Consider the following 26,632-nt stretch of genomic DNA (forward strand, 5'->3'; position numbering starts at 1 on the left):
CGTGGCGCATCGCGCGGGCATGCCAACTGTCAGAATTTCCGACGCTTTGAGCCAAGGCGTGTCTCATGCCCCCCGGCTTGTCGGCGGGGCTCGCGACTCGGTTGTTAAGCTAGGCCACATGCCGGCAATAGCTTTTCATGCGGATCAGCGCAGGTCCGGACTTCCGTCACAACCACATTTGACACACGTCAATGTAGTGCCTGCGGAGTAGGCATACATTTCAAACCAACGGACGAAACACGGATCCCATGCCAGTCTTCGGTTTGACGATGCAGGCGCGGGGTCCACGCCTCGGGCCTGTCCAAAGGGGAGGTCCGAACGGCGGTCGCGCCGGTCCCGGCCATCCCAGCGCCGCCCGGCCGTAACCCGGCGCGACCGCCTCGCCGTTCGATTGCCAGGGCGAGGCGCCGTTTACCAAGATCGCCCGTCCGGTTGCGCTTTTCCCAAGATGCTGGAGTTGGATCAGCGGTACACGACCTGCTTCTATCCAATCGTCTCGATTAGAAGGTCAGCGACAGCGCGCACGGCAGGCGCATCTTTCAGATCGGTGTGAATGACCAGCCACACGTGGCGGGGGGCAGGGTGCTCCTGGGCGACACGGACGAGATGTCGGTTTCGCGCCGCCATGACGCACGGCAACAGCGCAACGCCCAACCCCGCTTCCGCAGCGGCGCGCTGGCTGTGGAAGTCGCCCGTCAGCAGGTCGAGCGGGCGGTCGCCGGCGAATTCTTCCAGCCAGCGTTGCTGCGGCACATGGGCGAGCGTTTCGTCGAAGGCGATGAAACGCCAGTGGTGCGGCGGGAGGCTGGCAACCTCTGGGCTGGCATAGAGCGCGAAGGCAATCGAGCCAATCCGGCGCACGATGTTCTGCCGTCCCTGCGGTTCGACCATGCGCACGGCCAGATCGGCCTCGCCGCTATCGAGCGACGCGAGCTGCGAATTGGCGGACAATGCGATCTGTAGAGCAGGATGCGCGGCGCGCAGATCGCGCAGGGCGGGGATGATGAGTTCGCTGACGAGCACCGGCGGCGCGGTCAATCTGACCCGACCGGTGAGCGTGCCCTGGGCGGCATGAGCGAGCCGCTCAACGCGGTGCGCCTGCTGCTTCATCTCCAGCGCGATTTCGGCGATCTCCCGCCCCTTGTCGGTGAGCGGCGTGGAGCGGGCGAGGCGGCGCACCAGCTTGTGGCCGAGACTTTCCTCCAGCGCGGCGATTCGGCGCGATACGGTGGCGTGGTTGACGCCCAGCACGCGCGCCGCGCCAGCCAGTGAGCCTTCGCTGTGCAGTATCGCCAGAACCTGCAGATCATCCCAGTTCATCTGATTATTTTTGCACGGATGGTGTGTCGAGATGAAGAATTCTCAACAGATCGCCCGCCTGTCAGACATCTCTGCACGCGACAGACAGGAGCAACGCGATGATCCCGACCCTTCCTCTCGGTACCGATGGCCCGCAACTCCCGGCCCTTGGGCTTGGCTGCATGGGCATGTCCGAATTTTATGGCGAGACCGATGACGCCCAATCATTGGCGGTGCTCGCCCGTGCTCATGAGCTGGGCGTGCGGATGTTCGATACCGCCGACATGTATGGCAATGGCCACAATGAAGAACTGCTGGCCCGCTTTCTCAAAGAGGGCGGTCGCGACGCCTTCATCGCCACCAAGTTCGGCGTTCGCAGGGCGCCCGGCGAATACGCCCGGTCCATCGATAACAGCCCGGATTATATCCGTCAGGCCTGTGATGCCTCGCTGCGGCGTCTGGGGCGTGAAAGGATCGATCTATACTACGTCCACCGCATCGAAGCGGGGCGACCGATCGAGGAAGCCATGGGGGCGCTCGCCGATTTGGTGCGGGCAGGCAAGATCGCGCACATCGGGCTTAGCGAAGTGTCCGCCGATACGCTGCGCCGCGCCCATGCGGTGCATCCGGTGGCCGCCGTGCAGAGCGAATATTCGCTGACCACCCGCGATATGGAAGCCGAAGTGATGCCTGCCTGTCGCGAGTTGGGAGTTGCTTTTGTCGCCTACAGCCCGCTCGGCCGTGGGTTGCTGTCCGGCGCACTGGATGGCGAGAGTCTCGACAAGGATGACGCCCGTCGCAACTTCCCGCGCTTTGCCGGAAACGCGCTGGATGCGAATCTTGCCCGTATCGACAGACTGCGGGCCATTGCAACCAAGTACGACGCCACGCCATCACAGATCGCGCTTGCCTGGGTGCTGGCCAAGGGCGTGTTCGCCATTCCGGGCACCAAGCGGGTGACCTATCTCGAACAGAATATGGCCGCAACCGACGTTCACCTGACCGCCGATGATCTGGCCGAGCTGGATCGCGCCTATGCTCCAGGCAGCTTTACGGGGGATCGCTACACCGCCGAGGGCATGAAGGGGATTGAGGCGTGAGCACGGTGGCGGATTCGTCACCCCAGGGCGGGTCGATCGGACTGCATGCGATGAAAGCCATCACCGTACTGCAGGAACGCGGGGTTGGAGCGCTCGTCGCCCAGGCTTTCCCGCTGCACGATCATACCACCTGCCTGTTCGACAGCGGCGGTGAAGGTTCTCCTATAGTTCTGCTGCATGCGCTCGGACTGGACTGGCGGATGTGGTCGCGGGTCATTCCGCTGCTCACGCCGCACCATCGGGTGGTCGCGTTTGACCTGCGCGGGTTTGGCGGGGCGGCCTTTGCCCCACAGGTTCGCGACCTCGCGCACTATGCCGCAGATGTGGCTGAGCTGCTTGACCGGCTTGACCTGTCGCAGGCTCATATTGCCGGGCTGTCGCTCGGCGGGTCCATTGCGCTCGAACTGGCGCTCCAGCGTCCCGATCTGGTCGCGGGCTTGAGCGTGATCGCAGCAACGGCATGGCCGTTCCCCGCTTTCGAGGAACGTGCCCGGGCCGCCGAGACAGCGGGCATGGAGGCGCAAGTCATCCCCAGCCTCACGCGTTGGTTCCGCCCTGCGGACCTGGCCGCGAACGCCTGGCCGGTACGTTATGCACGCAACAGCGTGCGCCGTGCGTCCATCTCTGACTGGAGTGCCGCCTGGCGTGCCTTGGCCGGGATCGGCCTTGAAGGCAGATTAAGCGAGGTACGGGCGCCGACGCGGATCATTGCCGGAGAATGTGACCAATCCACGCCCCCAAATCTCATGGAAGGCTTGGTCACAGGCGGCTGCCGCGATTTCACCGTCCTCCAGAGTGCGCCACATATGCTGGCGCTGACGCATCCAGAAGAACTGGGCAAGGCCATCCTGGCCGACCCGTGATCGCGGGTTGCCTGCAGCGGCTGGTCCGGGATGAATCCGGTGATGTCAGCCCTGTGTGAGGCCATCGTTAGCCATTCGGAGCCTAACGCGCAGGCTGGAGCCAGCCGTTGGGTGGCAGAAAAACGGGGCGGAAGAGCGCGATGTCCCTCCGCCCCGTTAGTTACATCAAGCGCGCCGGCCGCCGGGGATAATGGGGAAGTAGGCCGGCGCGCCCGGGTCGGAAGGAGCCGCGTCGAATCGGCATGGGGACAAGGCCGCACGGGCTCATCTTCCTCTCATGACCAACGGTCGCCTTGGTCCGATGTTCGCCGGAAATCGGTTATTTTTTTCTGCGGTGGCCAAGGTTTGGGGCTGGATGGGCGAATTATACGTTTGCGTTCTTCCCCAGACTTGTTTTCCGCAATACCTTAGGATGCCCAGCCACCGTACTCGGCGAGCCTGCCATGTCTCAGCAGCCCGATCCCGCCAGTATCATTCGCTATGCCCTGGAGGAATCCCGCGGCCGCGGGCTGGATAGTCTCGGCCAGCTCAACCATGCGGTGCGCCGCGTTCTGCATCTGCGCCCGGATATGGGCCGCAGCCGGGTCGAATCGCTCGTGCAGGAAGCGATGTGGCCACGGCCACCCCGCGTTGGTCGTAGCGTCGGGGCCGGCATTCCCGTGCCGCACCGGGCGCCGGCGGTGCTTCGTCAGTCCCCCAGCACGCGCGACTGAAGCCTGCGGTCGTTTCCAAAGCGTAGGGCCCGGCCGTTGTGTAGCGGCCGGGCCCTTGGTGTGTCCGTCGGCTGGGTGGTGCTGCCGGGGGCGTCGGGTCAGAGCATGCCGCGGGCTTCGAGCAGGGCGATGACCTGCTGGGCGAGCGCCTCGGGGCTGGCCTGGTCGGAGCGCAGGTGCAGCTCCGGGGCCTCGGGCGGCTCGTAGCTGGAGCCGATGCCGGTGAAGTTCGGGATCTCCCCGGCCCGCGCCTTCTTGTACAGCCCCTTGGGATCGCGCTGCTCGCACACATCCAGCGGCGCGTCGACGAACACCTCCAGGAACTCGCCCTCGGGCAGCATCTCGCGCGCCATCCGCCGCTCGCTGCGGAACGGCGAGATGAACGACACCAGCGTAATCAGACCGGCGTCGGTCAGCAGCTTCGACACCTCCGCCACCCGGCGGATGTTCTCCACCCGGTCCTCGTCGGTAAAGCCCAGGTCCCGGTTCAGCCCGTGCCGGACGTTGTCGCCGTCCAGCATCATCGTGTGCTTGCCCATCCCCGCCAGGCGCTGCTCCACCAGGTCGGAGACCACCGACTTGCCCGCCCCCGACAGCCCGGTGAACCAGAGCACGCACGGCCGCTGCGCCTTCGCCTGCGCNCGCACCGCCTTGTCCACCTTGGTGTCGTGCCAGTGCACGTTGGTCGCCCGCCTGAGCGCGTAGTCGATCATCCCCGCGCCCACGGTGGCGTTGGTCATCCGGTCGATCACGATGAACGAGCCGGTCGCCGGGTTCTCCGCGTACGGGTCGAACGGCACCGGCCGGTCGAACGCCAGGTCGACCACCGCCACGTCGTTCAGCGCCAGATGGCTGGCCGCCGTCTCCTCCAGCGTGTTGACGTTCACCGTGTGCTTGATCCGGTTGATCTGACCGCCGACGAAACTGGTCCCCAGATGGATCAGGTACGACCGCCCGGGCAGCATCTCCTGCTCGTCCATCCAGATCAGGTGGGCGTGCACCTGATCGGTCACCGTCGGCCGGTCCTGCGCCGGCGCGATCACGTCGCCGCGCGAGATGTCGATCTCGTGCTCAAGCGTCAGCGTCACCGCCTGCCCGGCGTGCGCCACCTCCAGATCGCCGTCCATCGTCACGATCCGCTTGACCCGCGAGCCCTTGCCCGACGGCAGCACCGCGACCTCCTCGCCGACGCGCACCTGGCCGCCCTGCACCGTCCCGGCATAGCCCCGGAAGTCCAGGTTCGGCCGGTTGACCCACTGCACCGGCAACCGGAACGGACGCCCGCGCGCCGCGTCCTCGAGCTGCACCGTCTCCAGCTTCTCCAGCAGGCTCGGCCCCTGGAACCAGTCCATGCTCCGGGACCGCTTGGAGATGTTGTCGCCCTTCAGCGCCGAAACCGGAATGCAGGTCACCTGCTGGATCCCGACCTCGTGCGCAAAGGTCCGGTACTCCGCCGCGATCCGCTCGAAGGTCGCCTCGTCCCAGTCGACCAGGTCCATCTTGTTGACCGCCAGCACCACCTGGCGGATGCCCAAGAGCGAGACGATGTAGGAGTGCCGACGGGTCTGCGTCAGCACGCCGTGGCGCGCGTCCACCAGCAGCACCGCCAGCTCCGAGTGCGACGCCCCGGTCGCCATGTTGCGGGTGTACTGCTCGTGCCCCGGCGTGTCGGCAACCACGAACTTGCGCTTGTCCGTGGTAAAGAACCGGTAGGCGACGTCGATCGTGATCCCCTGCTCGCGCTCCGCCTGCAGGCCGTCCACCAACAGCGCCATGTCCGGCTCTTCCCCGGTGGTGCCNAACTTGCTGCTGTCNGCGTCCAGCTGCGCCAGCTGGTCCTCGAACAGCAGCTGGCAGTCGTACAGCAGCCGGCCGATCAGGGTCGACTTGCCGTCGTCCACCGAGCCGCAGGTGATGAACCGCAGCAGGTCCTTGTCCTGCTGGCTCTGCAGATACGCCGCAACCTCCGCCGGCGTCGCCTTGCCGGTCCCGCTTTCCGCCTCGGACACCGTCACCTCGCCCTGGGTCACATCGCCCTGGGCCACCTTGCCCAGCTCATGTTCGTTCGGGGCCATCAGAAGTAGCCCTCCTGCTTCTTGGCTTCCATCGAGGCGCCGGCGTCGCGGTCGATCACCCGCCCCTGGCGCTCGCTGGTCTTGGCCAGCAGCATCTCCCGGATCACCTCCGGCAGCGTGGTGGCGTCGCTCTCGATCCCGCCGGTCAGCGGATAGCAGCCCAGCGTGCGGAAGCGCACCTGGCGCATCTCCGGCGTCTCCCCGGGCTCCAGCGGCATCCGCGCGTCGTCGACCATGATCCAGGTGCCGTCACGCCACACCACCGGGCGCTGCTTGGCGAAATACAGCGGCACCACCGGGATCCCCTCCAGGTAGATGTATTGCCAGATGTCCAGCTCGGTCCAGTTCGACAGCGGAAACACCCGAATGCTCTCGCCCTTGTTGATCCGCCCGTTGTACAGGTTCCACAGCTCCGGGCGCTGGTTCTTCGGATCCCAGCGGTGCGAGGACGTCCGGAACGAGAACACCCGCTCCTTGGCCCGGCTCTTCTCCTCGTCCCGCCGCGCCCCGCCAAACGCCGCGTCGAACTTGTAGCTGTCCAGCGCCTGCTTGAGCGCCTGGGTCTTCATCACCTCCGTGTGCACCGCAGACCCGTGGTCGAACGGGTTGATCCCCTGACGCACCCCCTCCGGGTTCTGGTGCACCAGCAGCTCCAGCCCCAGCTCCGCCGCCCGCCGGTCGCGGAACTGCGTCATCTCCTTGAACTTCCACGTCGTGTCCACGTGCAGCAGCGGAAACGGCGGCTTCGACGGGTAAAACGCCTTCAGCGCCAGGTGCAGCAGCACACTCGAATCCTTGCCAATCGAATACAGCATCACCGGATTGCGAAACTGCGCCGCCACCTCACGGAAGATGTGAAGACTCTCCGCCTCCAGGCGCTCCAAATGCGTCATCTGCGCCTGGGAGAGGCTTTGCGGCTCGGCGAGGGGGCTAGACATTCGGGACGGTCCAGTGCGCGGGAAGTACGGTTTGGTATGCTGGAAATGGTAAGATTCAGCAAAGGTGCTGCGGGAACCTACTGATGCGTCGCCCGCGCTGCAACCGGTGCTGAGGTATGTGCCGTGGGTTTCTCAGGGTACCCACGGCGCATTGCACACGCAGGCGCATCTAAACGGGGGAACCCTGTTGGGAAAAAGGGGCGAATCAGGGATTGCCCCGGCGGCGGACGATATGCAATACGTCTAGCCGCGCTGAGGGCGGGCGTCATGCCCAGCCGCTCCATTGCGGTTGTTCCCGGGTAGCTCAGTGGTAGAGCAATCGGCTGTTAACCGATTAGTCGGGGGTTCGAATCCCTCCCCGGGAGCCATCTTTCGCAATCTTGTGATTTCTCTGAACTTTCTGGACGGTTCCGACCCGAGTTCTAGCCGACGCGATCGCCGCTCAACGCCCGGCGCGTGACGTGTGCAAGCCAGCCCGAGCGGGTGTAGCCCTCCCGCTGCGCGCGGTCGTCGATCCGACCCAGCAGATCCTCGGGCAGCGTGACGTTCACGCGCTTGACGTGAAGCGGACGGGTCGGCCCCTTGACCAGGATCAGGGTGGCGTCGGCGAAGTCCGGGTCCTGCGCGACCTGCTCCGGCGGCGTCGGCTCCGGCATCGTGCCGGCTTCCAGCATTTCCGTGCAGAACAGGGCAAGTGCTTCCTGGCCCATCTCGACCGCCTCGTCGACGGTCGCGCCCGCGGACACGCAGCCCGGAAAGTCCGGGAAGGAAATGCCGTAGTCGCTGTCCTCGTCTTTGTGTAGTGCGGCAACGTAGTAAGTCATGTCGCGAGTCTCCTTTAGCGGAGTTTGATGCCGGCCTGTTTCTCGATGCTCTTGAGCGTCCCGACGGGGAGGTTCTTTTTCGGGTGCGGTACGACCACATGCCCGGCTTTCGTCGGATGGGCGAACTTCTTGTGGCTGCCCACCTGGTGGACTTCCTGCCATCCGTCGGCCTTTAAGAGCTTTATGATGTCCCGGCTTGGCATGTGTATAGAATACACACGTTTCTGAGGCTCGTCAGCAGAATATACACACGTAGTGTGTTTTAGGCCTGTTCGTTGTATCGGCTCGGCCGCGCGGAGGTGTTCCGAATTGTGCAGCAGGGTGGCTCTCCTGCATCGCGTTCGCGACACCGCTCTGACGTGATCCGACTATTTAGGGTCGCTGAAAGGGAAGGGCGGCGGTGGCGTTGCCGGCAACATGGCAATATAAAGATAGCTCTATATGTCGCCGGAAACTGCGCCTCGAACGCCTGACTCGGGATCTAGCACGATGATCGACGCCACCCAGAACCGGGATTTCCCTGTTGCCACCGCGCTGTCCGTTGGCCTCAGCGTTGATGGGCGAACCGTGTTCGCCGTGGCGGAGACGCGTGCGCACGGTCGCCGGGCCGTATTGCTCGCCGAGAGCACGTTACAGAAGCTGCTCGACCACGCTGGCAACGCGCTGCGCGCCGTCAAGACTCCAGACGCGGCGCGCGCGGACTCGGATGATCTGCTGGCGTTGGATCGGATCGGTGAGGCGGCTGGTGGCAACGACCGATTCGCCCACTATGCCGATTGGGAAGATGCCCCCACCGTGCTGGTCAATGAGGTGACGGTTGTGCCGCAGGACGGCCATCTGCTGTTGGCCTTTGCCGGAACGCGTCAGACGTTCGGGCGCGGCGTGGTCCGTGACGGTGAGCCGGCGTTCAAGCTGCTGCTCGACCGCGAGGCTGCCTACCGCGTTCTCGGCATGATGGGGGAGCGGGCGCGTAGTGCCGGTCTGATTCAGCAGACCGCAGCCGCATGGCTGTTCGAAATGGCCCCGGCGGCGCCGACCTGGGTGCACTGAACTATGCCTCCCTGCGGCAGCACTGAGCGGTTGTGTTTCGGTGTGCCGATACCCTGCTAAGGGGTAGCCTTCACGTTCCGTCTTGGGTACCTTCGTGTGTTGAAGGCGCGAGGGGCGTGATGACGGGGTGGGGGATGCGCAAACCGGTGGCGGAAAGTGGCTGGCCGTGTGTGGGCTGTGCTGAGCACGGACTTGAGGCCGAAAATCCCGCTCACTTTGACGATCGGGTCAAGCGGGTAACCGATCTGCTGCTGGCCAGCACACTGCTGATCGTGGCGTTGCCGGTGCTTTTATTGGCTGGCCTTGCGATTCGGCTGGAGACGCCGGGACCGGCGCTGTTCATACAAACGCGTGTGGGCATGCACGGTCGGCGCTTTCGCGTCCTCAAGCTGCGCACCTTGTATCGCCATGGGCGCGGCAGGAGCGCCCGGGGCGGGCAGGTGCGGCCCGGCGATCCGCGGGTCACGCGGGTTGGCCGCGTGCTGCGGCGCACCTGCCTGGACGAGTTGCCGCAACTGGTGAATGTGTTGCGTGGAGAGATGTCGCTGGTGGGCCCCCGTCCCCATGCCCTCGGCCACGATCTGCACTTCGCGCGGCTGGTTCCCGGGTACGCCGACCGCCGGCGGGTCCGCCCCGGACTGACCGGCTGGGCGCAGGTGAACGGATGCTGTGGCGCGGTCGAGGAGGTGGCGCAGCTGTATCGGCGCACGCGTCACGACCTGCGTTATGTTGCCAGCCGGTCGTTGGCGCTCGATCTCGCGATCCTGGCGCGGACGGCTGGCGTCGTTGTGCGCTGCGGGCCGGTGTCGCCGCGGCGCGATTGACAAGCGGGGGCGCGCCCGCCTGAATATGCGGGCACTGGCGCGCCTCTGGTCGATTTGGCCACCCCGCGAGCGTGTCGTCGACATCTCCCGATCGCCTTGCTAAGGGGCGATCCAACGAACACGAACCCCCGAACAGCGAGAGGCTTGATGACCGTCACCCACCGGATTTCCACCGCGCTTGCTGCGGTTGCCGGCGTGCTTGCGGCCATGGCCGTAAGTCCGGCAAACGCCCAGGATGAGACGCTTAACGTTTACAACTGGTCTGACTACATCGCCGAAGAAACGATCCCGATGTTCGAGGAGGAATACGGGATCGAGGTCAACTACGATGTCTACGACGGCAATGCCGTCCTGGAAGGCAAGCTGATGGCCGGCAATACCGGCTACGACATCGTTGTGCCGACCAGTGGTTTTTTCCAGCGCCAAATCCAGGCTGGGCTGTATCAGAAGCTCGACAAGTCCAAGCTGGACAATATGAAGCACCTGGATGCGGACATCATGGAGCGGATGGAGAAGTTCGATCCGGGTAACCAGTACGGCATCCCTTACATGTGGGGCACTAACGGGATCGGCTACAACGTCGGCATGGTCGAGGAGCGTCTGGGCGCGGATGCGCCAACCGATTCCTTCGATCTGCTGTTCGATCCCGAGGTGGTCGCCAAGCTCGAGGACTGCGGCGTCACGCTGCTGGACGAGCCGACCGAGGTTTATCCGCTGGTCAAGCATTACCTCGGCATCGACCCGGAAAGCGAGGACCCGGCGGACCTGGAGAAGGTCGAGCAGCACCTCAAGAAGATCCGACCGTACGTGAAGTACTTCCACTCCTCGCAGTACATCAACGATCTGGCGAACGGCGACATCTGCGTGGCGTTGGGCTGGTCCGGCGACGTCTACATCGCCCAGACCCGCGCGGCGGAGGCCGATCAAGGGGTCGAGGTGGCCTACACCATCCCCAAGGAAGGGACGGTGCAGTGGTTCGACATCATGGCCATTCCGGCCGATGCGCCGCACCCGGATGCCGCCCACGAGTGGCTGAACTTCAACATGCGCCCGAAGATCGCTGCCCTGAATACCAACTACGTCTGGTACCCGACGGCGAACGCTGGGGCCGACGCGTACATCGACGATGAAATCCTGAACGACCCCTCAATCTATCCGCCGGAGGAGGTCAAGGAGAAGCTCTTCGTCGACGTGCCGAACTCGCCGAAGTACCGCCGGTTGCGGACGCGTAGCTGGACCTCGGTGAAGACCGGGATGTGACGGCGTCGAGCGACATGCTCTGATTACGCCGGCGCGGCGGGGCGCAGCCTCGCACGGTGCGACCGTGCGGGGATGTCGCCCCGCCGCGCCAAGTCTGTTCCGTCGGCCCGTGATGGCCGGCGTCTTCAGGCCCAAGGGGATCCGTGCCGATGGATCGCAGCCCGCCGCAAACCCCGGAGCGTACCCGCACATCGCAGTCACCGGTTCGTGGTGCGCCGGCGCGCCCGCAAGTGCCGCTGGAGCCTTGGGAGGACCCCAACGCCGCGCCCTACGTGCGGATCGACGGCGTCACCAAGCGCTTCGGTGACTTCACGGCCGTCGACGATGTCGATCTGTCGATCTACCGCAGCGAGCTGTTCTGTCTGTTGGGCGCGTCCGGCTGCGGCAAGACCACGTTGTTGCGCATGTTGGCTGGCTTCGAGCGGCCGTCGAACGGGCGCATCCTGATCGACGGTCAGGACGTCACCGATCAGGCGCCCTACGAGCGTCCGGTCAACATGATGTTCCAGTCCTATGCCCTGTTCCCGCACATGACGGTGGAGCAGAATGTCGCCTATGGCCTGAAGCAGGACCGGGTGCAGAAGGACGAGATCAAGCGCCGGGTGCACCAATTACTCGAACTGGTGCAGCTCGATCCCTGGGCCAAGCGCAAGCCGCACCAGCTTTCCGGCGGCCAGCGCCAGCGCGTCGCGCTCGCCCGGGCGCTGGTCAAGCGGCCCAAGCTGTTGCTGCTGGACGAGCCTTTGGCCGCGCTCGACAAGAAGTTGCGCGAGCAGACCCAGTTCGAGCTGATGAACATCCAGGACGAGGTCGGCGTGACCTTCGTGGTCGTGACCCACGACCAGGAGGAGGCGATGACCCTGTCGACCCGCATGGCGGTGATGGACAAGGGTCGGGTGCAGCAGGTCGGCACGCCGACCGAGATCTACGAGTTCCCACGCACGCGCTTCACTGCCGACTTCATCGGCTCGATCAACATGTTCGAGGGGACGGTGCAGGGCGTCTATGATGGGCGCGTGCGTGTGACGGCGGACAGCGTGCCCTGCGCGCTCGAGGTCGACAGCCCCCTGCAGGTACAGGATGGCCAGCGCGTCTGGTTCTCGGTCCGCCCGGAAAAGCTGCGCGCGCGCCGGGATGATGGCGGCGACCTGCCGGCCGTCAACGCGTTGCGTGGCATGGTCCGTGACGTGGCCTACATGGGTGATACCTCGATCTTCCGGATCGACTGCGGCATCGGCGAGTTGGTCGAGGTGCTGCAGCCCAATGTCTTCCGCTCGCGCGAGCGCGAGGTCGACTGGGACGATCCCGTCATCGTCGAGTGGTCCACCGATGCTGGCTTGGTGCTGACGGAATGACCGAGGCGGCGACCAAACGCGCTTCCGAAACGGTGCTCGCCCGGGGCCGCGCGTGGGTGCAGGCGCTCGCCGGGCGGCTGGGCATCAACGGACGGACGGGCGTGGTCGCCTTACCGTACGCCTGGCTGTTCGTCTTCTTCTTTGTGCCCTTCGTGATCGTTGCCAAGATCTCGCTGGCGCAGATGATCCTGCAGCGTCCGCCCTACACGGCCTTCCTGCTGTGGCCGGATGGGCAGACCTGGCCGACGATCCAGGTGTTCTGGTCGAATTACGCTTGGTTGCTGCAGGATCCGCTGTACTGGATCGCCTACCTGAACTCGCTCAAGATCGCGCTGATCTCGACGTTTTTTTGCCTTTTGGTCGGCTATCCGATCGCCTATGGCATCGCGCGCTGTGCGCCGACTGTGCGCACGCTGCTGCTGTTGATGGTGATCCTGCCGTTCTGGACGTCGTTCCTGCTGCGCGTCTACGCCTGGATCGGCATCTTGAAGCAGCAGGGCCTGATCAACGCCGCGTTGATGGGGCTCGGCATCATCGATCAGCCGCTCGACATCCTGCACAACGACTTCTCGGTCTACGTCGGGATCGTCTATAGCTACCTGCCGTTCATGATCCTGCCGCTCTACGCGACGTTGGAGAAGTTGGACGTCAGCCTGTTGGAAGCGGCGGAGGATCTGGGTGCGCGGCCGATCAAGGCGTTCTTCACCGTGACCGTGCCGCTGTCGCTGCCGGGCATTCTGGCGGGCTCGATGCTGGTGTTCATCCCGGCGGTGGGCGAGTTCGTGATTCCCGCCCTGCTCGGCGGGCCGGATACGCTGATGATCGGCAAGATTCTGTGGAACGAGTTCTTCTCCAACCGCGACTGGCCGGTCGCCTCGGCGGTGACGATCGTGCTGATTCTGGTGCTGGTGATCCCGATCGTGATCCTGCAGCGCCAGCAGGTGAAGGCGCAGGAGGCGCTGGAATGACCCGGCGGCTCTCGCCCTTCGTCATCAGCGCGATGGTGTTCGGCTTCGCGTTCCTGTACGGGCCGATCGTCTCGCTGATCGTCTACTCGTTCAACGAGTCCAAGCTGGTCACCGTCTGGGGCGGCTTCTCGACCAAGTGGTATGGCGAACTGCTGCAGAACGAGCAGATCCTCTCGGCCGCTTTCCTGTCGCTGAAGATCGCGCTGATGACCGGCATCATCGCGGTGGTGTTCGGCACGCTGGCCGGCATGGCGCTGGCGCGGTACGGCAACTTCCGGGGACGCACCTTCTTCACCAGCCTGGTGACCGGGCCGCTGGTGATGCCGGACGTGATCATCGGCATCTCGCTCTTGCTGATGTTTGTCTCCACCCAGCAGTGGTTCGGCTGGCCCGAGGGGCGCGGGGTCGACACGATTACGATCGCGCACGCCACCTTCTGCATGGCCTACGTGACGGTGATCGTGCAGTCGCGGATGTCCTCGCTCGACGGTTCGGTGGAAGAGGCGGCGCTCGATTTGGGCGCGCGGCCGGCCAAGGTGTTCTTCACCGTCACCCTGCCGCTCATCGCGCCGGCCTGTATCGCCGGGTTCCTGCTGTCGTTCACGCTGTCGCTGGACGATCTGGTAATCGCCTCGTTCGTCTCGGGTCCCGGCAGCTCGACCTTGCCGATGGTGGTTTTCTCCAAGGTGCGCCTGGGGGTCTCGCCGCAGATCAACGCGTTGGCGACAATCATCGTCGGGATCGTCACGCTGGCGGTGATCTGTGCGGGCATCTTGATGTACCGCCAGGAAAAGCGTCGGCAGGCCGACATTCAGCGGGCGTTGCAGCAAGCGGGCTATTGAGGCGGCTGCCAAACGATTGCGCCGGGTGTGCCGCCTGACCCGGCCCGCTCCTATCCAGACGAGGGTGCCAGGCTGCGGGCGATCACGGACTGCCAGGCGGCGCGGGCCCGGGCCGGCGTGAAGTCGGCGGCCCGGGCGGCAGCGCCGGCTTGCAGCCGCGTTCGCAGGTCGGGCGCGTGCAGGAGGCGGACCAATGCGTCCGCCAGAGCCGTCTCCGACGGCGTCAACGGGGCCGCAGCCTCCAGGTCCTCGCCCGGCATGGGCGGCACGAGGATCCCGGCGTTCGTGACCTCGACCGCTTCTGTAATCCGGTTCACGGGCGTGTCCGGGGCGAGCAGTTCGCGCGGGCCTGTCGGGCAGTCCGCGGCGACGCACGCTTGGCCCAGGGCCATCGCCTCTAGAAGGGCGTTGGGGAAGCCTTCGGCGCGCGAGGGCAGGGCAAGCGCGCCGGCGCGCGCCATCCACGGATAGGGGTTCGTCTGGAACCCGGCGAACGCGACCTGAGGCGCGATCCCGAGATCGGTGGCCAGGGCCGCAAGGCGGTCGCGAAGCGGCCCATCGCCGACCAGCACCAATCGGGCTTCCGGCACCTGTCGAACCACCTGGGCGAAGGCGCGCAGCAACGGCGCCTGGCCCTTTGCCGGTACCAGCCGACCGACGGTCACCACCGTCGAGGGTCCCAGCAGGTCGGCGCCCGGTCCGACCGGTTCCGCCTCGGCCTGTTGGACGATCGCGGGATCGACCGCGTTCGGAATCACGTTCAGGCGCGCGTTTGGAATGTGGAAGCGGCGGGCGAAGTCGGCGGCCGAGCCGTGCGCGTTGAGCACGATTGCGCGTGCCCGGCGCAGCAGCAGGGGATAGGCGCGTTCAACCAGGGTGCGCTTGAGGGCCGACTTGTCCGCAAGCGCGACCGAAATCTGCTTGCGGACCGAGATGATCCGGGGAACCCGGCGGGTACCCAGCAGGTTGAGGAGATTGGCGCGCTCCATGAAGGAGACGACCACGTCCAGATCGTGCTCGGCGATCGCGGCTTCGAGACGACGGTGCAGACGGGGAAAGCGCAGGCTTTTCGACAGCGTGCCTGCCCGCACGCTGGACCCGCCCAGCACGCTCAGGCGGGCTTCCAGCGCCGCCTGGGTGGGCCCGTCACCTGGCAGGGTCATCTCACGATCCGGATTGAGCAGCAGCAGGCGCACCTCCCAGCCGTCGGCCAGCAGATCGTGCGCCAGGGCGAGGGCCATCCGCTGCGCCCCACCGGCTTCCAGCGAGCCGATCAGGATGCCGACGTGTGGCGGTCGTTGGCGGATCCTCCCGTCATCTGCGGGGCGGGCGGACGTCATGCCGTCTTGCGCGGCGCCCAGCGGGCGATCCGCTTGCCGCGTAGAAAGTCGAGCACGCCCAGCAGCATCCCTAGCATGCCGAGTCCGGCGTAAAAGCCGGTTGCCCAAAGCTTCTTGAGCCGTTGGGGCAGCCGGGCGGTCAGGCCCGTGCGCATCGCTGGCGGATAGGCTGCCGCGATCAGGCTGCCGGCCAGCGCCATGGCCAGAACGCCGTTCGGCCAGGTGTGCGTCGGGGCAAGCAGGAGCAGACCGAGCCCGGTGAGCAGCCCGGCGACCGGCAGGAGGCGGCGCAACAGCTTGTTGACGATCAGCCGTGGGCCGAACAGCCCGAAGCGTAGGGTCAGGAGCAGATGAGGCCGGGCGAACAGGCCGGTCAGGCTGCGCAGCGTCACCCGGCGCCGGCGTGTCAGGTCGTGGCCGGCGGTCCGGGCGGGCGCGGGGATATATGCCATCGCTTGTGGCTCGAACAGCACGCGCTGACCCTGCGCGACCACGCTGAGCGCGTTGTACAGATCGTCGGTTGCCGCGGGGTGGATCGGTTGGAACAGTGATCGCCGCACGGCGTACAGCTTGCCGTCGTTGGACGTGATCGCGCCGAGCCGGTTCTCCAGCAGCTTGATCCGACTGTCGAAATCGGTATAGGCGCGCTGGCCGGACTCCGCGACCGCAGCGCGGTCCTGATGGACGATCAGCCGCCGGCCGCAGACCGCGCCGACGGATGGGTCGGCGAACCAACGCAGCAAGACGTCCAAGGCGCTGTTGCTTAACTCGGCGTCGAGGTCGGAAAACACCAGAATGTCGCCGTTCGCGCGGTCGGCGCCGAGGTTCAGCGCGTGCGCCTTGCCGGCCGGTGCGTCCAGCGCGCACAGCGTCACCGGCAGGCCTTGCGCGGCCGCCAGCGCGGCTTCACGGTCGGCCGCCGTGATCGGACCATCGCCAGCCAGGACCAGGTCGAGTTCGCCCGGGTAGGTTCGTGCGATCCGCGCCAGATTGGTGACCTTGGCGCGCAGGAGTGCGCCGCCGCCGGTAAAAGCAACGATCACGGTCGCATGCGGTGCGGCAGAGCGTGGCGGGATCGGGGCACGAGAGAACAGCGTGAGCGCGTACAGCATGGCCGGGTAGATGACGAGCGGCAGTGTCGCCATGCCGCCGCCGAGCGCCAGACAGATCAAGCCCATTGGCAGGCTCACGAGACGCCGTGCGCCGGTGCGGAGGCGTCCTGGTGCAGACCTAGCCGGTGCTGGGCGTAACGTTGCACGGCCACCGAAAGCGGCAGGGCGAGGATGAAGTATTTGTGGTCGATGCCGCTTTTCACCAGGAAGTAGATCAGGACCGAAAGGAAGGCGATCTTGTAGGCGCCGACAAGGTGCGCGCCGATCTCGTCCCCATGCTGGCGCAGCAAGCGTTCCGCGCCGAGGTAGTTGCGGTAGGTGACCCACAGCAGAGCGAGGAATGTGGCCAAGCCGACGATGCCGGTTCCGATCAGCACTTCGAGGTAGGTGTTGTGGGCAGGCCGTTCCGTCATTGCGAACCAGCGTGCCTGATCCGAGTCCACCCAGATCTTCTTGAAGGTGTCCGGGCCGGTGCCGAGGACCGGGTGTTCGGGGAAGGCCTCCAGGGCGACCTCGACATAGCTGGCGCGGCGATCCAGCGCCGCGTCCTCGGCCAGTTCCTGGCCTTCGCCCGTGACCCATTCGACCATCAACTGCAAGGTCGCTTGGCGCTGGATGTATTCCTGGGGCACGAACAAGACGACGACCGCGAGCAATGCGCTGGCCCCGCCGACGACAAGGCCGAGATAGCGGGGATGAAAGTGGTGCCGGAACTGGACCGCCAGCAGCAGGGCGACCGCGACCAGGTTCACGAAGCCGCCCCGGGATTCGGTGCTGATCAGGCCGAGCAGCAGCAGGACGGCGCCCGCGAGCCCGATAACCCGGCGTATCGGCGTACTGCCCATCACGCCCCAGTAGACGGCGAGCGGCAGCACGTAGACACACATCAGCGCCATGTTGTTCGCGCTGATCGTGCCGCCGTAGCCGCGGCCGCCTTCGACGAAATAGTCGACACCCAGATAGTAGCCCAGACTGGCCAGGGCGGCGTTCAGGCCGGTGCTGGCGATCAGGACGGCCGGCAGCCAGGTTTCGACGCCCCGGTCGTTGATCATGACCAGATTGATGGTCATGAAGATCACGAAGGCGATCAGGATCACCAGGCCCTGGAAGGCCGTGTCCGGGTAGGGAGAGAGGATCGCGGACGCCAGGTTGGTCAGCATGAACAGACCCACCGGCATCCAGATGTTGCCGTGCAGCCGCTTGGGCGGAAGCTTCTGGACCAGAATAGCCGGGACCACAATCAGCAGCAGTCCGGCGGTGAGCAGGTAGTCCACCTTCATGAAGAAGGGGCCCGGCAGGTCCCGGAACCGGAAGAAGGGGATCGTGAACAGGATGCCGTAGAACAGTATCTGCGCTACCGGATGGTCGGTCACGCCGTGTCGGGTCGCGACCTGGGAACCGCCTGTCGGGGCTAGGCTGGGTTCAGGACGGGCGTAGACCATCTGGGCACCTGCTGCTCCTTGAACGGGGCGGTTCAGCGCCGCGTTACGATCGCTTGCTTGAGGAAATACTGATCGACCATGTAGCGGTTGAGTGTGCTGTCGGCGCTGTAGGCGAGCAGGTACTCGGGCTGGCCGCTGTGCTCGTCGTTCAGCAGCCGCTCGACGTGCGCGTGGCAACGCGCGTTCTTGATCCGAGGGCTGCCTTTGCGCCGGCGCACGATCGACACCCGACCGCCATGGGTGGTGATGAACGACCAGGGCAGGGGCGCCTCGAACCGCGCCCGGATGTAGTCGCGGTTCATGTCCAGGATGCGTCCGGACACCAACGGCGGCGTCATGCCGGGGTCGAACAGCTGGATCGTGGCCTGGGACGGGGTGATGCGGACTTGGCTGCGTTTCTCGCGCTCGCCGCGGACCATCCGCAGACCCACCGCGTTCTGCCAGGAATAGCGTCCGGCCGCGGCAATCGATTTTCCGATCATGGCGAGGGCGGCGTAAACGAAGAACGGCAGTGTCATGTGTCCGCCTGCCTTCAGGTAGCGGCGATCCAGTCGGGCCCGCAAGCGCTTCGGCGCACTGTGTGGGGTCAGGAGTTGAGATATCCCGAACAGGCCGGGCGCCGTCTCGAAGCGAAGCTCGTAGTCGGGATCGCCGCGCCCATAGCGCTCATAGACCTCGCGGCGCTCCGGACGTGGTCCGAAGAGACGCATCTCTCCGCGCACGACGTTGACCAGTTGCGGTAACTCGTCGAGCCGGGTCTCCCGCAGGAAGCGTGCGAGCGCGGGCAAGATTTCCTCGCGCTCCGAAAACAGGCTCGTGCCCAGGCGCTTCTGGATGCCGTTAGGCAGCGTGCGGAACTTGTAGACCATGTAGACGGCACGGCGCTTACCCAGCCGCTCACCGCGATAGAAGATCGGTCGCCCGACGAAGAGCGCCACGCCTGCCGCAAGCACCAGAAAGACCGGCGACAGCAGGAAGATGAGTCCGGCCGCGATGAGTCGGTCGCCGGTTGGCGCTCCAACCGTCACCTCCGGTGGGCAAGCCTGATTCGTCAGAGTGCGCCCGCCAGCCGCGCTCTGTTTGTCAGAAGACACGTCACTTGCCCCCGCGTATCGAATGAACCCCACCAGCGGGTCCCCCTACGTCCGTCGTGTCGGCCGGGATGCCGGCTGCACACGAGTCGATTGCGTGGGCCGGAAATGCCGCCTTGCTTGATCGGTGTATCTACCGGCCCACGCGGCGGATCCCTGTCTGGACGACAAGGCTCCAAGCCCACCCAGAATGTGAGACGTCCCGCACGCCTCCCCCGCGCCGAGGCGTGCGTTAAACCTGTTGATCCCCCGTTCCTGTCGCTGGATCAGCTGTATTCGGGCACCGAGAAGGTGCACGGTATGCCTGCGTAGTTGGTCAGGTCTTCCGGTCGCTTGAAACGGTGGTCGAAGAACTCGAGCAGGAATCCGACAGTCAGTCCGAGAAGGATGCCGAGCAGTATGGATGCCGGCAGAATCGTCTTCGGATTTGGGAAGGTTGGTTCGGGTCCTGCCTGCGGATTCTCGACCACACTGACCGAGAACAGGTCGGAGCTGGTTTCGCTTTTGATTCGGGCTTCCTGGAAGCGTTTGTCGAAGGTCCGCATCGTGCCTTCGGTAATGTCGATCTGACGTTGGATCTGCCGAGCCTTGAGCGCGCTGCGGTTGAGCTCACGATTCTCGGCGCGCAGCTCACTGATCTTGCCGTCGATCAGCTCGATCTGTCCGTTCAGGGAGTCGAGCGTGGCGCGTTCCTTGGCGACGATGTTTTGCGCTTCGTTTTGCAGCATCCCTTGCATGCGATTGACTTGCCGCTGCACTGCGTTCGCCCGATCCGTTCCGGCCTTGTAGGTCTGCAGCACTTCGGCTTCGTCGACGTAGAGGCCCTGCACTTCGCGCGCGAGATCGCCCAGCGCCATGTTGTCGATGGACGAGTAGAAGAACGTCTTCTTGTCGCCGCCATTCACCGTCTGCTCCAGGAACGCGAGCAGCTTCTGCTGCTTCAGCCGATCCGTGCGCAGATCGGCCAGACGTGTTTGCATGTCGGCGATCATCTGGACGTTGGCGTTGACCTGCTGTTCGAGGTCGCTCAGCCGTTGGCCGTCGGCGACGTTGAGCAGGCGGTTCTCCATGGCAGCCAGGTTGTCCTGGTAGCTTTCCATCTGCGTCTTGAAGAACTGCTGCGCCTCGGCCGGGTTATAGACCTGCTGGCGCTGTGCGAGGTAAGCGTCGAGCACGGCAGCCAAGACATCCTCGGCGGCTTGCGGATCGCCCCACTCAAGGCGCGCGTTGATGACGTTGGACCGCGGGACGATGCTGGCCTCGAACCCGCTGGCGATGTTCCCCGCGAAGCGACGAATCTCGGCGCTTTGGTCCGGCGACAGGCCGTAGCGACCCTGTTCGGCCAGCTGTTCCGTCGCGCGGCGGAAGACGCTGAAAGAGGATAGGATCTCGATTTCGGAGAAGAGGTCCTTCTCCGTGACAGCATCGATTTTTGGATCGGCTCCCTCGCCGACGCCCGTGGGGTCATCCAGCACCTGACCGCCTTTCAACACGACGGCGCTTTCGGCCTGGTAGACCGGTGAGGCGAGCAAGGTGATTGCGACGCCGGCGAACACCACCGCGGCCATGATCGCGAGGATGATCTGCTTGCGGATGAAGAAGATCATGAAGAATTCGCGGATGTAATCCTGCGTCTTCATGCGGTTCTCTCGCGTATCACGAGATGTGGTGCCTTTGCGTTTGGCGCGGCCATTAGTCGCTGTCTCCGCCACTGCTCAGGCCGGTCTCGATGCCGGCGAATCCCCAGCCGTTGAAGAAGGTGATGTCCGCAATCTCGCGCATCAGCTGGGCGGTGCTGGAAATCTTGCTGCGCGGCACCAGGAGAACGTCGTCGGGGCGGAGATAGAACTGCGCGGCTTGCAGGCCGTACTTGCTCATGTTCTCCAGGTCGAAGCGGTGTGCGACCAATTGGTCGTCCTGGCGGCGGAAGACGATCGTGCTGGAGACCCGTGCCTCGCGCGTGTAGCCGCCCACTTCGGCCAGCGCCTGCATGACGTTGATGGGACGGTCGATTTGCACGGTCCCCGGCTCGTTGACCTCGCCGAGCACGTAGACCTGGCTGCCGTTCTGTTCGTGCATGAACAGGTCCGCCACCAGGCCTTCCATGAAGTTGGCGTACTTCCCGCGCAACTCCTGCTCGACCGAGTCGACCGTCCGCTGGGCAACCTTCACGCTGCCGACCAGTGGGAACGAGGCGTACCCGTCGGGCCGGACACGGACCAGCTTCGACAGGCCGCGGGCACTGGTCTGAAGATCGTTGCGGATCTGTTCCACGCGGGCGTTGAAGTTCTCGATCTTCACGTAGATTTCGGGCGCTTGAAGGACGTCTTCGTAGGCATCCCGAAGCTTTTTCTCGAGGTCCGTCGTGGTCAGACCGACAACTTCCGTCTTGCCGAGATAGGGCAGCGAGATCGTGCCGTCCGGCAGGACTTGCTGCGTCTCGTTTAACTCGCTGGCGCCGATGAATTTGACCGCGATCGTATGGTACAAGGAAATCCGGTATTCGTTCTGCCGTCGCCGCTCCAGGTGATAGACGATGTCGAGCACGTCACCTGGCGAGATTTGGTAGGCACTGAACAGCGGATACGCGCCGGCGCCTTGCAGGCTTGCCAGCCGCGTGCCTGGCAGCCGTCCGGCCTTGGTCTGGTCGACGAGCTTCACGAACGGCTTGTCGTCGTTGGCCCCGGATGCGTCGTCCTGCATCGACATGCCGGAACTCTGGGCGCAGGCGTTGAGCCCGAGTGCCAGAACCGAAACCAGGAATGCCGCTGCGAGACGGCTTGCGAGAGCGGCTTTGCCCATCACCGTGAAATCCATTGATAGATCATGCGGGGGACGTAGAACCGTCGGCGGTTCAGCACGCCGCCCAGGACTTGTCCGCCGCCGTTGCGTACCTTCTCCACCGCGCCTTGGAGGACTTCCCACTTGGTCCGCTCGGACGCGACGACGAACACCACGCCGTCGAACACACTGGCCAGTCGGGCGGGGTCGGACGAGGAGAGGGTGGCGCTGCCGTCCACGATGATGAAGTCGTAATACGGTTTGACCTGCGCCAGGAACGCGGCGAGGCGGTCGACGTGGCGCGCCTCCGATAGAGCGATACGGTCGTTGGCGCCGCAGGCGAGTACGTGCAGGCCCGGCATCCCCTCGGTCGGGTGCAGCGCATCCGATAGCCCCACCTGTCCCTCGATCACGTCGTTAAGGCCTGGGGAGGGTGTGACGTTGAGCATGCTGTGCAGGCGGGCGGCTTGGTTTCCGGCATCGACCAGCAGGACACGCGCCTGGCTGATCGCGCATAGCCCATAGGCGGTCGACAGCGCGGCCGTCGTCTTGCCTTCGCCGCGAAAGCAACTCGTGATGTAGACGGTCGAGACGTTGGACGGCGCGGCGGCGATCAGGTTGCCTTCGACGAGCGATAGCTGCGTGCGGTTCTGTTCCAGCTGCCGCAGGACGGCTGGCGCGAAGCTGGCCGCGGGGGCCCGTGGCTCCGGCGCTGTAAACGGGGGCCGCGCGGACTCGGGCTGTGCCTCGACCTCCGGTGTTGGGTCGGGGCCACCTGCTGTTGGGGTGTTGCCGTCACCGAGATCGGCGGCTGTGAAAGTCGCGGTATCCCGGTCGTGCTCCGCAGCTGCTTCCGCGTGCGGGGCGCCGGACCGCTCAGCGGTGGTTTGCGTGCGATCCGCGCGGGGCGCCTGGCGATCCTCGGTGCGCGAGTCCCCTAAGGTCCCGGCGCGCTGCAGGCGCTCAACGTACCAATAGCCGTAGGGGTCGGTTTCCGATCCGTGCGGACGGCTGCTTCGGCCCAGATACTGGTCGGCGTATGACTTGCGCCGCGATGGGGGTGAACTGTCAGCCGCCATGGTTGCCCCCAAGCGGTGCGTTGTCGGCAGACGCGTCAAACGTGATGGTTTTCGCCATGTGCCTTTTAAGAGACGCATCCGCCCCCATAAGGCCCCGGCACGTGATGAGACGTGCCCAGTCGCGGTTGCCCGATGTCCGAGGCAAACGCGCCGAATGTCCGTGTCGTCGCACCATGGCGGCCTACCCGATCATCCCAAGAAGATTGAGGTTGCGGGAGGCCGCGACCGCGACGATCAGCACCAGCAAACCGCCGACCGCAAACCACCACGCGTATTGCTTCAAGCCGCCAGATGCGAGGCTACGTTCTGGCTGTTGGCCGCCTAGTCCGCTTGGGGCCACGGGCATGTCCGTCGCGGCGCCGAAACCACCGCGTGCGGCGCCATGGTCACCCGCCAGACTGTCGCTCATGCGTGCGTTCGCGGTTGCGTGCGAGGCACCGCCCCATGCCGGGTTCGCGCCCGCGATATATGTCGGTTGCGGGGCGCCCCATCCGGACTCGGTTCCAGGGAAGCGGGGAGGGGCGGCCTCGGGGGCAGGGCGTCGTGGCCGGGCGGTGCTTCCGGGCACGCCCATGCGTTGCGGGTCCAAGCGCTGTCCCGGAATTGCACCAAGGCCAGTGGCCGGGCGGTGGTTGATGCCGTTATCAACCTGGCCAGCCTGCTGGGTGCCGTTGTGGTTTTCCAGGGGCCAGCCCAGCATCTGCGCGACTTCGCGCACCAGCGTGCTGTTCAGCGCGATCAGGCCGCGTGAGCCGCCGAGCGTCAGGCACATGCCGCACAGGTTGTTGATCTCGCGCGGACGCCCGCTGGTGAGATCCTGGATCAGGTCGATCGCGTCTTCTTCGAAGTAGGGCGGGAACGGGTCCGGCTGCTCCGCCTGGGCCCTGAGCAGGCGGAAATAGATGTATTCCCGGGTTTCCTCGCGCTCCAGGCCGGGGATGTGGTAGCGCAGCTTGAGGCGCTGATCCAAAGCCTGCCAGCGCGGCTCGCGCAGCATCCGGGGGAACGAGGTGTGCGCGAACATGATCAGGCAGAAGGGGTAGTGCCCGTTAACGTTGTAGTTCGGCAGCAGCCGGATCTTGTGCAACGTTTCGGGGTCGAGGTCCTGCGGATCCTCAAGGACCAGGTAGAGCCGGCGTGTTGGACGTTCGGTTTCGACATAGGCGTGAATGCGCTCGAGCAGGCGGTCGGAATCCAGCTCATCGCAGGGCTCCTCCAATCCGAGCGCCCGGTAGCTGCGGCGCAGCACTTCGGTGTAGCTTTGCGATGGTGTGGAGACGTAGACGCACGGACCGAGTTGGCGTTGCTCCAGCGCCTGAACCAGCTTGAGGGCGAGCAGCGTTTTGCCGGCGCCGAAGTCGCCGGTGATCAGGATGAACGGCTCGCTTGCGCGCAGCGCTTGCCGAAGGAACGACCAGGCGCCGCGATGCACCGACGAGTCGAAGAACACCTCGGGCGACGGGCGGTTCGGAAACGGATCGGTTCTCAGCCCTTGGTAGTTCGCGTACACGCCGACCTGCCGCAGTCCATGACAAGGTTCCCCATGTCGGGGCACAACTCCGCGGGACCTGTCGTTACGCGCGCCTCTTCTGCAAGCGGCTACGCCCACAAGTAGCGTGGTGGCACGATTTTCCCTCGCTATGCGCTCCGAGCCCGCCAAGACTCGTTTGATGTAAGCACATGTTGCGCAAATCAAGCGCCCCGATATCTCGTTCGTATAGCTCTAAAAAAAACGTTCGTCCAGGCAGTTACGCAGGAATAGGTAGGAACAATGAAAAATCCCCTAAAAATTAGGTATATTGATCGGTAGAATCTCCAGGGCTACCGAATCGGGGGGCAAAAAAGCTAATAGAACGTTAAATCGACCGCCGCATTTTGTCGCATATCGTTTGGCTATGTGTGGGCATCGTGCCGTTGAATGTCCAGGCGCACGGTCCCGTTTTCGACCCGATAGACCCGGTCGCAAAGGCGCGAGATGCTCTCCCGGTGCGTGATCGCGATCAGTGTGATGTCACGCGACTGGTCGATCAGGTCGTTCACAATCTGCCGCTCGGTTTCGGGGTCCAGGGCACTCGTGGCTTCGTCCAGCACGAGGACTTTCGGATCATGGTACAGCGCGCGCGCGATCGCGATCCGTTGGCGTTGCCCCCCCGACAGGCGGATGCCGCGCTCTCCCAGCACCGTCTCGTAGCCGTGCGGAAGCTGGTCGGCGATAACCTCGTGGATGCGCGCTCTTTGGGCGGCGCGCTGTAGGGCCGTCCAGTCGATTTCGGTATCCGGGATGCCCAGCGCGATATTCCGGGCGACCGTATCGTCGATCAGGAACAGGTCCTGCGGCACGTAGCCGATGGTCCGCTGCCAGGCTGGGAGCGTGGTTGGAGTCAGCACCTGCCCATCGACGTCCAGCGTGCCGCGCGTGGGCTGCAGAAGGCCCAGAATCAGCTTAACCAGCGTGCTTTTCCCGGCCCCCGTGCTGCCGTAGATCGAGGTCGTGCTATGGGCGGGCACGTCCAGATCGATGTCGCTCAGCGCCGGCTCTTGCTGTCCGGGATAGGCGTAGGCGACCCCACGCATCCGGAAGGCTTGCGTCAGCTCGAGCGGTTCGGCGCGCGTGATGTCCGCATGGCGTGCCGTGGCGGTGGCGTCGAGCTCGTCCAGGATCGTGTCCACCACCGCGCCGCCGAAGCGGAGCTTGGCGATCCCCTGATAAACCGACTGGACCGCCGGCAGGAGGCGGTTTCCCGCAACCGCGTAGGCCCCCAAGACCGGGAGCACCTCGCCAAGGTTGCCGCGGTCTTCCAACAGGTAGATCGCCGCGCCGAGCACCGCGGCAAACCCGAGCATTTCGACCATTCGCTTGGGCAGTTTCGAGATCAGTTCGTTCGCGGCCAGATACCGCGCGTAGCGGCGGGAAGCCGGGTCGAAGGCATCGAAAAAGGCCTGCTCGCGCCCGAGCACCTTGAGTTCCTGGATGCCGCCCAAGGCCTGGGCCGCGGCCTTGAACCGCTGCCCGTTCGCTCTCACGCGTTCGTCGCCGATCCGTCGGAGATAGCCCCGCATCAGCACATAGATCAGCGTGTAGAAGCCGCCGATCAGTCCCATCGTGACCAGCGCGAGCAACGGGGCCATGACCACCAGAAAGAGCACCACGGTGATCGTGACGATGCTGTAAGCCACCAGCTGCGTGGCCGGCGTGATGACGTTCGCCGTCAGCTGGTCGACCTCGGACAGGATGGTTTTCGAGAGGTTGGCGCTGTTGTGGGTCAGGAAGAACTCGTAGGGACGGTTCAGGTGGCCGTACAGCAGCCGCCGCGAGACCGAGTGCCGACGCATTTGCGCGTAACGGACCATCGCGTACTGCGCCACCAGCCGGACGGCTGTTGCCGCGAGCAGAACGATCAGCCCGAAAACAGCCAGCGCGATCAGGAAGGCGTGATGGCTGTCGAAGCCAAGACCGACATAGGCCCATTGCAAATAGGCGTTGCGTTCGATCATCCCCGGGTCGCCCAGCACCGAGAGGAACGGCAGCACGGAAGCGATCCCGGCAACCTCGAACCCGGCCATCATGACCATCAGGCCGAGCACCAGAAGGCCCCGTCGACGCTCCCGCGCGTCCAGGAGGCGCAGGATCTTGGCCGCCAGCGTTCCCAAGGCGTTCCCTTTCATGATGCCAACC

The 26,632-nt window shown here is 65.0% G+C and carries 23 protein-coding genes and 1 tRNA gene; 10 read left to right on the forward strand and 14 right to left on the reverse strand.

Annotated features, from left to right (window positions below):
- Positions 1-483: 483 nt before the first annotated feature.
- Complete coding sequence (locus tag RHOSA_RS0104085) at positions 484-1,320, reverse strand: LysR family transcriptional regulator (protein WP_027287682.1); 837 nt, start codon at positions 1,318-1,320, stop codon at positions 484-486.
- A gap of 98 nt (positions 1,321-1,418) precedes the next feature.
- Between RHOSA_RS0104085 and RHOSA_RS0104090 the strand changes: the two genes are divergently transcribed.
- From RHOSA_RS0104090 to RHOSA_RS25000, 3 genes are all read left to right on the forward strand, one after another.
- Positions 1,419-2,399 carry an aldo/keto reductase gene (locus RHOSA_RS0104090; protein WP_027287683.1) on the forward strand — a complete coding sequence of 327 codons (981 nt, stop codon included), beginning with the start codon at positions 1,419-1,421 and terminating at the stop codon, positions 2,397-2,399.
- Positions 2,396-3,262 (forward strand): alpha/beta fold hydrolase, encoded by an 867-nt coding sequence (locus RHOSA_RS20320; RefSeq protein WP_051431777.1) that lies wholly within the window; start codon positions 2,396-2,398, stop codon positions 3,260-3,262. The genes RHOSA_RS0104090 and RHOSA_RS20320 overlap by 4 nt, the downstream gene beginning before the upstream one ends.
- A gap of 443 nt (positions 3,263-3,705) precedes the next feature.
- Complete coding sequence (locus RHOSA_RS25000; protein ID WP_156092531.1) at positions 3,706-3,975, forward strand: hypothetical protein; 270 nt, start codon at positions 3,706-3,708, stop codon at positions 3,973-3,975.
- Between the two features lie 98 nt (positions 3,976-4,073).
- On the opposite strand, the gene cysN is transcribed toward RHOSA_RS25000, so the two are convergent.
- Together cysN and cysD are read right to left on the reverse strand one after the other, a co-directional pair.
- Positions 4,074-6,050, reverse strand: a complete 1,977-nt coding sequence (gene cysN, locus RHOSA_RS0104105) for a sulfate adenylyltransferase subunit CysN (protein WP_081728447.1) — start codon at positions 6,048-6,050, stop codon at positions 4,074-4,076.
- Complete coding sequence (gene cysD / locus RHOSA_RS0104110) at positions 6,050-6,988, reverse strand: sulfate adenylyltransferase subunit CysD (RefSeq protein ID WP_037255686.1); 939 nt, start codon at positions 6,986-6,988, stop codon at positions 6,050-6,052. Before cysD ends, cysN begins: the two co-directional genes overlap by 1 nt.
- A 293-nt stretch (positions 6,989-7,281) precedes the next feature.
- Between cysD and RHOSA_RS0104115 the strand changes: the two genes are divergently transcribed.
- Positions 7,282-7,356, forward strand: a tRNA-Asn gene (locus RHOSA_RS0104115).
- A gap of 54 nt (positions 7,357-7,410) precedes the next feature.
- Here RHOSA_RS0104115 and RHOSA_RS0104120 read toward each other — a convergent pair.
- Together RHOSA_RS0104120 and RHOSA_RS0104125 are read right to left on the reverse strand one after the other, a co-directional pair.
- The gene (locus RHOSA_RS0104120) at positions 7,411-7,812 is read right to left on the reverse strand and encodes a type II toxin-antitoxin system HicB family antitoxin (protein WP_027287686.1); all 402 of its coding nucleotides are present in this window, start codon (positions 7,810-7,812) and stop codon (positions 7,411-7,413) included.
- Between the two features lie 14 nt (positions 7,813-7,826).
- Positions 7,827-8,015: a type II toxin-antitoxin system HicA family toxin gene (locus RHOSA_RS0104125; protein WP_027287687.1), complete on the reverse strand. Its 189-nt coding sequence runs from the start codon at positions 8,013-8,015 to the stop codon at positions 7,827-7,829.
- A gap of 286 nt (positions 8,016-8,301) precedes the next feature.
- Here RHOSA_RS0104125 and RHOSA_RS0104130 point away from each other — a divergent pair, with 286 nt between their 5' ends.
- The 6 genes from RHOSA_RS0104130 (at position 8,302) to RHOSA_RS0104155 (ending at position 14,111) form a co-directional block, all read left to right on the forward strand.
- Complete coding sequence (locus RHOSA_RS0104130; protein ID WP_027287688.1) at positions 8,302-8,862, forward strand: hypothetical protein; 561 nt, start codon at positions 8,302-8,304, stop codon at positions 8,860-8,862.
- Between the two features lie 119 nt (positions 8,863-8,981).
- Complete coding sequence (locus RHOSA_RS20325) at positions 8,982-9,686, forward strand: sugar transferase (RefSeq protein WP_200371960.1); 705 nt, start codon at positions 8,982-8,984, stop codon at positions 9,684-9,686.
- Between the two features lie 147 nt (positions 9,687-9,833).
- Entirely contained in the window at positions 9,834-10,946 is a 1,113-nt protein-coding gene (locus RHOSA_RS0104140; RefSeq protein ID WP_027287689.1) for a polyamine ABC transporter substrate-binding protein, read from the forward strand.
- Between the two features lie 149 nt (positions 10,947-11,095).
- Positions 11,096-12,301, forward strand: a complete 1,206-nt coding sequence (locus RHOSA_RS0104145; RefSeq protein ID WP_081728449.1) for an ABC transporter ATP-binding protein — start codon at positions 11,096-11,098, stop codon at positions 12,299-12,301.
- On the forward strand, positions 12,298-13,269 hold the full coding sequence (locus RHOSA_RS0104150) for an ABC transporter permease subunit (RefSeq protein ID WP_081728450.1): 972 nt from the start codon (positions 12,298-12,300) through the stop codon (positions 13,267-13,269). The genes RHOSA_RS0104145 and RHOSA_RS0104150 overlap by 4 nt, the downstream gene beginning before the upstream one ends.
- Positions 13,266-14,111, forward strand: coding sequence for an ABC transporter permease subunit (locus RHOSA_RS0104155; protein WP_027287692.1), 846 nt, complete (start codon positions 13,266-13,268; stop codon positions 14,109-14,111). Before RHOSA_RS0104150 ends, RHOSA_RS0104155 begins: the two co-directional genes overlap by 4 nt.
- Before the next feature lie 50 nt (positions 14,112-14,161).
- Here the strand turns inward: RHOSA_RS0104155 and RHOSA_RS23975 are convergent, their stop codons facing one another.
- From RHOSA_RS23975 to RHOSA_RS0104200, 9 genes are all read right to left on the reverse strand, one after another.
- A complete protein-coding gene (locus RHOSA_RS23975; RefSeq protein WP_051431778.1) occupies positions 14,162-15,451 on the reverse strand; it encodes a glycosyltransferase in 1,290 nt (429 codons plus the stop codon).
- A complete protein-coding gene (locus RHOSA_RS0104165) occupies positions 15,448-16,641 on the reverse strand; it encodes a glycosyltransferase (protein ID WP_156092534.1) in 1,194 nt (397 codons plus the stop codon). The genes RHOSA_RS23975 and RHOSA_RS0104165 overlap by 4 nt, the downstream gene beginning before the upstream one ends.
- A complete protein-coding gene (locus RHOSA_RS0104170; protein ID WP_027287694.1) occupies positions 16,638-18,005 on the reverse strand; it encodes an O-antigen ligase family protein in 1,368 nt (455 codons plus the stop codon). Before RHOSA_RS0104170 ends, RHOSA_RS0104165 begins: the two co-directional genes overlap by 4 nt.
- Before the next feature lie 32 nt (positions 18,006-18,037).
- The gene (locus RHOSA_RS0104175; RefSeq protein ID WP_169816592.1) at positions 18,038-19,099 is read right to left on the reverse strand and encodes a sugar transferase; all 1,062 of its coding nucleotides are present in this window, start codon (positions 19,097-19,099) and stop codon (positions 18,038-18,040) included.
- Between the two features lie 263 nt (positions 19,100-19,362).
- Positions 19,363-20,736, reverse strand: coding sequence for a GumC family protein (locus tag RHOSA_RS0104180; protein WP_027287696.1), 1,374 nt, complete (start codon positions 20,734-20,736; stop codon positions 19,363-19,365).
- 52 nt (positions 20,737-20,788) lie between these two features.
- On the reverse strand, positions 20,789-21,898 hold the full coding sequence (locus RHOSA_RS20335; RefSeq protein WP_051431779.1) for a polysaccharide biosynthesis/export family protein: 1,110 nt from the start codon (positions 21,896-21,898) through the stop codon (positions 20,789-20,791).
- Positions 21,898-22,956 carry a CpsD/CapB family tyrosine-protein kinase gene (locus RHOSA_RS0104190; RefSeq protein ID WP_027287697.1) on the reverse strand — a complete coding sequence of 353 codons (1,059 nt, stop codon included), beginning with the start codon at positions 22,954-22,956 and terminating at the stop codon, positions 21,898-21,900. Before RHOSA_RS0104190 ends, RHOSA_RS20335 begins: the two co-directional genes overlap by 1 nt.
- 181 nt (positions 22,957-23,137) lie before the next feature.
- Complete coding sequence (locus tag RHOSA_RS0104195; protein WP_027287698.1) at positions 23,138-24,466, reverse strand: ExeA family protein; 1,329 nt, start codon at positions 24,464-24,466, stop codon at positions 23,138-23,140.
- A gap of 383 nt (positions 24,467-24,849) precedes the next feature.
- A complete protein-coding gene (locus RHOSA_RS0104200; protein WP_051431780.1) occupies positions 24,850-26,622 on the reverse strand; it encodes an ABC transporter ATP-binding protein in 1,773 nt (590 codons plus the stop codon).
- Positions 26,623-26,632 lie beyond the last annotated feature (10 nt).

Origin of the sequence: Rhodovibrio salinarum DSM 9154 (genome assembly GCF_000515255.1) — a bacterium.
Lineage (GTDB): Bacteria > Pseudomonadota > Alphaproteobacteria > Kiloniellales > Rhodovibrionaceae > Rhodovibrio > Rhodovibrio salinarum.

Coding starts and splice junctions, on each gene's coding strand:
- RHOSA_RS0104085 (WP_027287682.1), bottom strand. CDS start 1,320: ATGAACTGGGATGATCTGCAGGTTCTGGCGATACTGCACAGCGAAGGC.
- RHOSA_RS0104090 (WP_027287683.1), top strand. CDS start 1,419: ATGATCCCGACCCTTCCTCTCGGTACCGATGGCCCGCAACTCCCGGCC.
- RHOSA_RS25000 (WP_156092531.1), top strand. CDS start 3,706: ATGTCTCAGCAGCCCGATCCCGCCAGTATCATTCGCTATGCCCTGGAG.
- cysD (WP_037255686.1), bottom strand. CDS start 6,988: ATGTCTAGCCCCCTCGCCGAGCCGCAAAGCCTCTCCCAGGCGCAGATG.
- RHOSA_RS0104120 (WP_027287686.1), bottom strand. CDS start 7,812: ATGACTTACTACGTTGCCGCACTACACAAAGACGAGGACAGCGACTAC.
- RHOSA_RS0104125 (WP_027287687.1), bottom strand. CDS start 8,015: ATGCCAAGCCGGGACATCATAAAGCTCTTAAAGGCCGACGGATGGCAG.
- RHOSA_RS0104130 (WP_027287688.1), top strand. CDS start 8,302: ATGATCGACGCCACCCAGAACCGGGATTTCCCTGTTGCCACCGCGCTG.
- RHOSA_RS20325 (WP_200371960.1), top strand. CDS start 8,982: ATGACGGGGTGGGGGATGCGCAAACCGGTGGCGGAAAGTGGCTGGCCG.
- RHOSA_RS0104140 (WP_027287689.1), top strand. CDS start 9,834: ATGACCGTCACCCACCGGATTTCCACCGCGCTTGCTGCGGTTGCCGGC.
- RHOSA_RS0104145 (WP_081728449.1), top strand. CDS start 11,096: ATGGATCGCAGCCCGCCGCAAACCCCGGAGCGTACCCGCACATCGCAG.
- RHOSA_RS0104150 (WP_081728450.1), top strand. CDS start 12,298: ATGACCGAGGCGGCGACCAAACGCGCTTCCGAAACGGTGCTCGCCCGG.
- RHOSA_RS0104155 (WP_027287692.1), top strand. CDS start 13,266: ATGACCCGGCGGCTCTCGCCCTTCGTCATCAGCGCGATGGTGTTCGGC.
- RHOSA_RS23975 (WP_051431778.1), bottom strand. CDS start 15,451: ATGACGTCCGCCCGCCCCGCAGATGACGGGAGGATCCGCCAACGACCG.
- RHOSA_RS0104170 (WP_027287694.1), bottom strand. CDS start 18,005: ATGGTCTACGCCCGTCCTGAACCCAGCCTAGCCCCGACAGGCGGTTCC.
- RHOSA_RS0104180 (WP_027287696.1), bottom strand. CDS start 20,736: ATGAAGACGCAGGATTACATCCGCGAATTCTTCATGATCTTCTTCATC.
- RHOSA_RS20335 (WP_051431779.1), bottom strand. CDS start 21,898: ATGGGCAAAGCCGCTCTCGCAAGCCGTCTCGCAGCGGCATTCCTGGTT.
- RHOSA_RS0104190 (WP_027287697.1), bottom strand. CDS start 22,956: ATGGCGGCTGACAGTTCACCCCCATCGCGGCGCAAGTCATACGCCGAC.
- RHOSA_RS0104200 (WP_051431780.1), bottom strand. CDS start 26,622: ATGAAAGGGAACGCCTTGGGAACGCTGGCGGCCAAGATCCTGCGCCTC.